Source organism: Candidatus Eisenbacteria bacterium (genome assembly GCA_013140805.1).
Lineage (GTDB): Bacteria > Eisenbacteria > RBG-16-71-46 > RBG-16-71-46 > RBG-16-71-46 > JABFRW01.
On the sequence record JABFRW010000086.1, the window covers coordinates 37,934 to 46,021 of the forward strand.

An 8,088-nucleotide genomic window follows, 5' to 3' on the forward strand; every position below is an offset into this window, starting at 1 on the left:
CCGAATGAGATAAACCATGCGAGCGAGGGTGCGGTGGGAACAAACAGGCCAAGCAGTAGCCGGCGGGCAGTGCGTCGAGTGGAGTCCATTCACGTCTCACGAGTCGGTGGTGGGTTGAAGCGAACAGATCGCCCGATGCTCGTTTCGCTGCTGGCCACCATGCGCCCGTGATCACCGTCAAGGCAATGAAAAAATTTTCCGCCCTCGTAGCAGCTCGACGGAGCCACCTCCAACCAACGCTAGCGCGAACAAAACGCTGCAGTGAACATCATCGCCGTGGACGTTTCCGAGGCTATTGGCAGGCCGTTGGATTCGACGTCCGCCAGGTCACACAGCTGAACGCGTACGTCCCACCATCCGGATCGGGTCGTCGGCCGTTGATGACGATCGTGTAGTAACCGACCGGGTCGCCCGAACACTCGGGATAGATGCAGGACACATCGCGAAAGACATACGGTACTCCGGCGCGCAGGAGAAGTGGCGGCGCGTAGTTTGGATCGTAGCCACACCCAGAACTTGCCCCACCCGGCCAGATGTGGAATGCGGTGACCAGGAGGTCCTCAGTAGGCGTCACTTGGAGTGCGAACCCTGGGCAGTTTGGATTGGTCGGCGCGACCGGAAAGAGCGCGATCGTGGGCGTGTTGAGATTGCGGATGTACACACCGGCGGTTCCTTCGGCGCTCCCACCGTGACCGTCGCTCACGGTCACGAAGATCGTGTCACGGCCCCACCCCGACGTGGCGACGTAGGTGGCCGTCGTCGCAGTCGGCCCACTCGAGTTGACGGTGCCGTACTTGGCCCGCCAGCTGAGGGTCAGTTGGTCGCCGTCAGGATCCGCGGGCGTAGCCGTCAACTGAGCGGTCTGACCAGGGTTGAAGACGGTTTGGCTGATGTTGAGGTTGACCGTTGGCGCGTGATTGCCTCCGCCCCCACCGCCAGGTGGTGCAGTCGGACCGTCACTTCCGCCTCCACAGCCGAAGGCGATGGAGACGAGAAGGAAAGCGGAGAGTGGCATCAGCAGTCGCGAAAAGTGCCGCTTCGGAGTCATAGCGTTGCTCCTTCTGCGGGGGCAGTTGGTGGGGCGGAGGAAGGCGAGATGGGTCGCGCGGGTTGAACGATCCACGGCGAACGCTCGAGCTTCTTGAACAGCGCTTCGCGATGGCGGTCGGTGATGCGGGCGTAGATCGCGGTCGAGCGGATGTTCCGATGACCCAGGTGGTCCTGGACGAACTCCAGTGACGCTCCGGCATCGAGCAGATGCGTGGCGATTGAGTGGCGGAGTGAATGCGTGGTGATGTGTCTCGGTAGCTGGGCGAGATCGCGATAGCGGACGAAGCGGAGCTGAATCTGCCGACGCTGGAGCGGCCCCGCGCGGCCGACGAACAGCGGCTCGTCCGGCGTGCCGAAGGTTTGGGTCGTATGCGCGCGCAAGAGCGCGGCCGTGCCGGCGAAGAGGATCTGCTCACTCCAAACGCCGCCCTTGAGGCGCCGAACAAGAAGCCGACCACGACCTAGGTCCACGTCCGCTCGCCGTAGCAGGAGGACTTCGCCGACTCGGAGCCCGTGGTGATACATGAGGGTGAAGAGCGCGCGGTCGCGGGGATTCGCGATCACCGCGAAGAAGCGCTCGACTTCGGGCTGCGTGAGATACCTAGGCGGGAGTTGATGAGGGTGCGGAAGAATGGACAAGGGGAGCGTGGTGAATTGCTCGACGGCCCCGCCACTGCGCGTACTAGCAGAAACGCGCAGTGGGCGCCGAGGACGCGAGATTCGGCGGGAGGTCTAGTTGGGCAGGGCGGCCACGAAGCCATCCACTGGCTTGCGGGCCGGCTCAGACGCAGCAGAATTCAGGGGGAAATGTGCCGCGGAGCTTGGGAGTGCGCGCTTCTGCTAGAAGGCGCACTGTTGAAGAATACAGGAGCCGTGAGAGAGATCAAGCCCAAGACGCCAACTCATTTCCAGCTACCGAGGCTGTCGGCCCACCAGCTGTTCGAGGGCGAGCAGAAGGGCGATCTCCTTCGCCAGCGTCGGGCCGTAGTAGTTCGGCAGCTCGAAGCGAGGCAACCACACGACTCGCTCAATCCGCTCACCGGACTGTGTCTCGACCCAGACACGAGCACCCTCCCGCTCTGCGGACGCCATTGCCGCCAAGCGCTCGTCGATCGATCCTTCGGGTAGCGGCGGATCGAAGAGTCCCTCGGATCCATGCGCCGGGTGGTTAGTCTCCATTTCAAGTTCCGCGATGCGCGCGTGGATCGGGCTATGCTCAAAGTCAGCCTCCACTTCGACACCGATTACCCAGTCTTGCACGCGCTCCTGTCGCTCATCCTCGGTGAGGCTTTGAAACTCCTCCACCGAGAGCCCGATTTCCTCCGGGTCGAATGCCTCGAGCCGTGCACGCGTTGCGCGCCGCGCCATGACCTCACCAATGACTGCGTCCAGGATCGAGCTCTTCGTTCCCCTGGAAAGCGATTCGAAATATCGTGACCCGACCACCAGATACGGCGTGCCTGAAGACTTGGCTACCACAAGTTTGAGCCGAATAAGTCGACTCCACGGTGCGCTGGTTGGCAGGACCGGCTGGTAGTGGTCGCCGACGTTGACGCCGTCTCCGAGCTCATCGAAATCGACGCACAAGACGGCATTGCCACTCTCATCGCAGAGTGTGTACGGCACCGTCGCACTGGACAGGGCCGAGCCAAAGGCCACGTCCTCCACACCCGCGAGATCGAAGATGTTGCCGAACGGCAGTCCGTAGAAGACTCGATACCGGTCCCCCCACTGCTGGTTGAGACTCAGAAAGTGTTCCTGCTGTTGCGGGGACGAGAACACGCCACTATCCGACACACGACCTCCCTCGACAGGTTTCGAACCTAATGCTCATGCCGGGATTGAACCGGTCAGGAACATCTCGCGGAATTCCGCAGCCCCAGCCCGACCCCAGAAATCGCGTCACTGCGACGGTAGCTCGGCATTCACACGAGTGAGCCAATCGCGAAACGAGAACAGCCGAGACGGCGATATGGTCACGTACATCGGCGGATACGCACGCGACTGAAAATAGGCTGCCGGGATTTGCTGACGCTGGATTACGCCAAGGACAATGCAATCGGTCCAAGCGAACGTCATTTCGTACTCACTCCATAGTGCTTCGCGCCTCCAGCGCGCTCCAGTCTCGAGAAGTGAAGCAACCCCGGCGTTCAGAGCTTCAATCTGTGCTAGGTCGACAAATACCTCGGTACTCGACTGATACCCTGGCCCTTCGCGAACCGGGTCGAGCCAAGAGTTCGGAAGCTCTGGCGGCGGCGACTCGAAACGTCTGGTGTATGGGTTGCTTGGCGGCTCTTTGACTGCTTCGGACCGAATTACGAAGCGAAGGCCTCGCGCGATTGCGCTTGCAGACTGGTCCTCGCGTAGCGCGAGTGCTTCGACATGCACGTGTTCCTCCACCAGGCAGAACTCCGCATGCCGGATGCGGTAGGCGGGACGCCGAAGCCGGCGGTATTCAATCTCGAGTCGCGGGCAGGCCCTTCCTTCCTCGTCCGTTTCGGCTCGTGGCTCCGCGGTTGCTCTTGCCGACGGGGCGCTCACGCTGGCCCGCCAGTTTCGCGCTCTTCGCAGCCGACACACACTATCGGGGCCTCGACTTCGCGAAGGGAGCCGTCAGGAACCTCGCCGAAGAGTCGACCCGTGTCGTTGACATACAGGCGAAAGTTTGGCCCTTCATTCACGTTTCGCTCACGGAAGACGTCCAATCCACACTCGCCGCATGCAAGCGGCCAGTGTCCTGGATGCGCGCTCCTGGCTCTTCCCCCCTCCAATGGAACACCTCCTGTGAATTCAGCTAGAAGCCGCGCTCGAATCGGTTACAGATCTCGTTCCAAATTGCCTCGGCGAGTTCATCACCGGTGAGCCGATACGTGTCGCCCAAGTTTGGAAGCAGGCTCATGTTGTGCAGGACAATGAGGGGCAAGCCGCGCTCACGATCCCACTCGACGGTCCCGGTGGCATTCACGCCGTTTGAGCTCATCCGGGAGGCCCCAATCGAGAAACAGATGGTGTTGTCGCCCCAATCTCCACCGATCCAAACGTCGAGGCCGTAGACCGACGCTCCCGACCGCATGATCCGCAGCATAAAGCGGCCATTTCGATCCTGCGTGTGCACGCCGAAGCCACGGCCCTCGAGTTCTGCCGTCCGTCGCTCGAGGCCGGATCTCAGTAACCGAACCGCCACTTCGGTCTCAGCGTATGGATTGAAGTCCGACGGCGGCAAGGCGCGCAGTCGCGGCGATACCTCGGAGGGAAGTGGCGCCGACGCCGTCTCGCCCGTCAGCCGCTGAAGGATCGCTCTTGCCACTTCGTCGGGAGTCAGCTTGACGCCATCGAGATAGTGGATCGTAGGGCGAAGGCCGGGTAACTCGGTCTGGTCGAATCGAACCGGCAATATGTAGGGCTCGACGGATTGCACCGCGGTGGCCAGCGCGCTCCGAAATTCGTGCTGAGGCCAAGCCTTGCTCGCATAGGCCGCCGACACAAACGGCACGACGAATCGGGCGCTAGAGCGATAGACCGTATCGAAACGCACGGCGAGATCGTGGCCCCACAACGCGACTGCTTCGAACTCGTCGAAAAACACGCTTGCGCCTCCCGCGCGCAGTGATTCCGCGACGCGTTGTACGTAGGCGCGCTGTTCGCCTGCGAATGAGAGCGCTACGTCGTAATTTGACGTCGTCACTGTTGGCTCCGTCGTTGTGATGCGCGATCGTCGAAGTACCCGTTTGCGTCTGCGAGGAGTCGGCCGAAGCTGAGTCAGGCTCGCGCTTGGAACTGCGCCCTTGGTCGGGACCACGGAAGCCGCCGGCAACTCGTAGCGCTGCCCACATTGAAAGCACTTAAGTGCACTCGGCCGCGCAAGTAGGTGGAGTCGGTAGCGCGCGCCACAGCTCCAGCACGCGAAGGGTAGGCCAGCCGGTCGAAGGCCGGAGTTGTCGGCCGAGACAAGGCCAATGATGCCGCCGATAAGCGTGCCCGCTCCACTGGCCCTGGTGAGCACCGCCCCGGCGCCAGCGCCAGTGAGCGCGCGACCGAGCAGCTCGGAGTCGTCGTACGACTGCGCCACCGTGCGAACGAACTCAGAAATGTCCGAAGTGCGATCGGAACAGATGACCAGGTGCTCAAGTCCCGAACAGCGAAGGGTTCCGTGAGCGGCATCCTCCGCGGCGCTGAAAATCCAGACGGGTGTGCCGGTCAGGCGACCGAGGAGCCACGACAGTCGCTCGCGCCATGTCGGGGACGCCTCCGCCGCCTTCGTGTGAGCCACCAGAACTGCCGCTGGCGTCGGTGTCGGTTCCCACGAAGTGTTTGTGCAGGACATGTCGCGCGTCAGCGGCATCTGGTCCAGTCCCAGCCAGATGGTAGCCGCGAGTGGTTCGGACTCGGAGACGCTAGCGATCGTGATTCTGGCCATGGTTCCTACCGCGGGCTCCGTCCGAGCTTCGGGGTACGCTGGCTCCCATGCGAACGCGACGGCGCGCCCAAGACTGGAGGCCGCTTTTCACCTCTGGTACGCTCCATACGAACGCTCCTTCCGATTTGCGGTGGGGCGCCGACGCTGACACGTCGACACCCCGAGTCCGCGCGCCCTGGCTAGCTCGTCATCTTCACACGGACCTGAGCAGTCAGGGCGTTCCTCTTGATCCAGTCAACCATCGCTTCGCAATCGGTGCGATTGTGGTACGCCTCGCCACTGTCACCGATGATCCGGTTGTTGTTGGCGAACATGCGCCACCGCCACTGATTCGAGCGATCGACGTAAATCTCGAACGACATCTTGTTTCTCCTCCCTCCTAGCCGAAGAAGCCCCGAGGAGCATCGGGCGCCCAGCGCCGGCTCGGCGTCGGACTGTTGCGAGCGTCGATCACAGTCAACGCGCTCCGAACAAGGCACGCTGCTCAAAACAATGAGGAGCCCCGGCCCAGGAAGGCCACAGGGGCTCCTCATCGCTTTCGTCACCGCCGTCCGGCTGGCTCTCGTGGGTGCTGCCACGCTTCGAGCAACCTACTACTGCGCCCTTGGTGGCCCGGGCCGCCTCATCCTCAGCGATCCGCCGAACGCTTCACGTCTGCAATGACCGCGCGCGAACATCGCGCACGTCACCCCTCTTGAACGTCCGCGCGACCATGCGGACGCGCTATAGCTTGAACTCGATTCGCTTCGCACGATCCTCGAACTGCGCCCGAGTGATATCCACCTGGCGCAGAATCGCGCGAAATACTCGCTCGATTTCATCGTCACTGAACTCGTAGATCCCGCGGTTGGAGCAGTTCCCTAGAATGCGGAGCTTCTCCAGCACCTGCTGGGTCCGACGCTCAGCGATGCGCACGAACCTCTCGTGCTTCGTCTCGCCGGGAACTGCGTCGGTCAGAGCGATATCGGGATCTTGGTCCTTCATGCGGGCCGCATCCTAGAGCCATCAGATTCCATCTGGCAAGATCTAAAAGCACCTGGCAGCTTCAGTTCGCAATTACCGACGGTAGAGCGCCTCCAGGCGCGTGGACTGCCATTCGTGTTCAAGGCGGATTGGAGGCCGGAGCGGACTCGCAAATAGGACTGCCAACTGATTGTATGGCAACATTATACTAGAACCGATGAGGACCGCTGGCTCTGCCCCCGGAGACCAGTGGTGACGCGTCCAGGGCCCCTTGGGCTCCCAGGTTGCGACCGGCTGCGGCATCTCGTCCGGGTGGCTCATCCATCAAGCTCCCATACCTGAAGCGCGACGCTCCCCAGCCGTGGCGACCTTGACGAGTCTTGGCGCGCCGATGGAGGTGTTCCTCGCACTCGAGTCGCTGCGGTGGGAGACGCGAGGCTTCGAATCTGCTGGGGGGACCGGAAGCACTCAATCGGCCAAGACGAGCACAGCGCAAACAGTCCGGCCGATGAGGATCAGGGGCGCACGCGAGTTCGCCGCGCGAGCGCTCTCCCGGCAGCCGTGCGTCTACTCCTCCGCCTCTTCCTCGACCACGTCCCCAATCGCCCGCCACTTCGAGTCATCGTCCCAGGGACAGCCGCTGATCGAGGTGTTCACGCATACCTCGCAGCTGTAGACCGGGTGGATCTCCCAGAGGCTCACACGCGCCGGCTGCCCCGCGATCGGCTCGGTGCCGTTACAGAGCTTGTGGACTGAGTCGAAGAAGAGGTGCCCGCTGATCCGTACTGGGTGGCTCTCGATCTGATTGAGTGCGCCGACCGTCCAGAGATCGGGCCGAAAGTGCGGGCTAATCTCGGCGGTGATCGTCTTGCACTTGGGCTCGGCGTGCGTGCGGCCGAGGCTGACGTGAATGTCGGTGTTCTCGACGCCCGTCTCGCTGCAGTTGCACGACTCTTTCCCGGCCGCCTTCGCCTTGACGATGAAGCCGACGTAGACGACGCGGCTACCTTCGCCAATCGTCATGCCGTCGGTGGTCGTATAGATGTCCCGAAGAACCGCGCGATCGGTCGGCATCGCGCTGGCCGATCCGAACGGAATGCCGAGCTGGGTGACCTTGTTCTGCAGTCTTTGAAAACTGACCAGCGTGACGCGCGCGGCCGGGGACGGCGCGCAGAAATTACTCTTGGCGAGGTTCTGCGCCTTCTTCTTGGCCGTGCTCGCGTCCCCCTCTCGACCGCAAGTGCCGTCGATGGGGTGCTCGACCTTGATCGCGTCGAACGGAAGTACACAGCCAGGATCGAAGGGCTCAGCGGTGGCGGGGCTCGCCGCTAGCGCGACGAGCAACCCGAGAGCGATGACTGAGGCGCGTCGCCACCGCTGCGATCCAAGGTTCCGCATTCCCAAACCTCCACGTCCCGCCGAACCTTGCGCCTCGGACGAAGTCAGATGCATCGGCCGCTGTCACGCTGGGTCTTCTTGCGAACATCCGGCCGCACGGATTCGCACGTGCGGCCGTTCACTCGCAGTGGGCCTAGCCCGGTGTATTCGTGAAGGGTAGGAAAGACAAAGACCTCCATGTGGTAGAAAGCACTTGTTCAGGGAGCTTTCTGCCGACAACGGAGGTCTTCGCGTGCGCGACTCTATCACGACACCGTGCG

The 8,088-nt window shown here is 62.5% G+C and carries 7 protein-coding genes; all 7 read right to left on the minus strand.

The genetic code is table 11. The features are described from left to right. Positions 1-292: 292 nt before the first annotated feature. The 7 genes from HOP12_07515 to HOP12_07545 all read right to left on the minus strand — a co-directional run bounded on the left by HOP12_07515 (position 293) and on the right by HOP12_07545 (position 7,828). Positions 293-853: a hypothetical protein gene (locus HOP12_07515; protein NOT34001.1), complete on the minus strand. Its 561-nt coding sequence runs from the start codon at positions 851-853 to the stop codon at positions 293-295. 191 nt (positions 854-1,044) lie between these two features. Then, the gene (locus HOP12_07520) at positions 1,045-1,689 is read right to left on the minus strand and encodes a tyrosine-type recombinase/integrase (protein NOT34002.1); all 645 of its coding nucleotides are present in this window, start codon (positions 1,687-1,689) and stop codon (positions 1,045-1,047) included. 273 nt (positions 1,690-1,962) lie between these two features. Then, positions 1,963-2,832 carry a hypothetical protein gene (locus HOP12_07525; protein ID NOT34003.1) on the minus strand — a complete coding sequence of 290 codons (870 nt, stop codon included), beginning with the start codon at positions 2,830-2,832 and terminating at the stop codon, positions 1,963-1,965. Positions 2,833-3,844: 1,012 nt separating this feature from the next. Then, positions 3,845-5,467: a TIR domain-containing protein gene (locus HOP12_07530; protein NOT34004.1), complete on the minus strand. Its 1,623-nt coding sequence runs from the start codon at positions 5,465-5,467 to the stop codon at positions 3,845-3,847. Positions 5,468-5,646: 179 nt separating this feature from the next. Continuing rightward, positions 5,647-5,829 carry a DUF1508 domain-containing protein gene (locus HOP12_07535; protein NOT34005.1) on the minus strand — a complete coding sequence of 61 codons (183 nt, stop codon included), beginning with the start codon at positions 5,827-5,829 and terminating at the stop codon, positions 5,647-5,649. A gap of 361 nt (positions 5,830-6,190) precedes the next feature. Then, entirely contained in the window at positions 6,191-6,451 is a 261-nt protein-coding gene (locus HOP12_07540) for a hypothetical protein (GenBank protein ID NOT34006.1), read from the minus strand. A 546-nt stretch (positions 6,452-6,997) separates the two neighbouring features. Beyond that, the gene (locus HOP12_07545) at positions 6,998-7,828 is read right to left on the minus strand and encodes a hypothetical protein (GenBank protein NOT34007.1); all 831 of its coding nucleotides are present in this window, start codon (positions 7,826-7,828) and stop codon (positions 6,998-7,000) included. Positions 7,829-8,088: the final 260 nt, after the last annotated feature.

What these genes read in the sequence shown, in the direction of transcription:
- HOP12_07530 (NOT34004.1), bottom strand. Translation starts at nt 5,467, where the DNA reads ATGGCCAGAATCACGATCGCTAGCGTCTCCGAGTCCGAACCACTCGCG.
- HOP12_07545 (NOT34007.1), bottom strand. Translation starts at nt 7,828, where the DNA reads ATGCGGAACCTTGGATCGCAGCGGTGGCGACGCGCCTCAGTCATCGCT.
- HOP12_07540 (NOT34006.1), bottom strand. Translation starts at nt 6,451, where the DNA reads ATGAAGGACCAAGATCCCGATATCGCTCTGACCGACGCAGTTCCCGGC.
- HOP12_07535 (NOT34005.1), bottom strand. Translation starts at nt 5,829, where the DNA reads ATGTCGTTCGAGATTTACGTCGATCGCTCGAATCAGTGGCGGTGGCGC.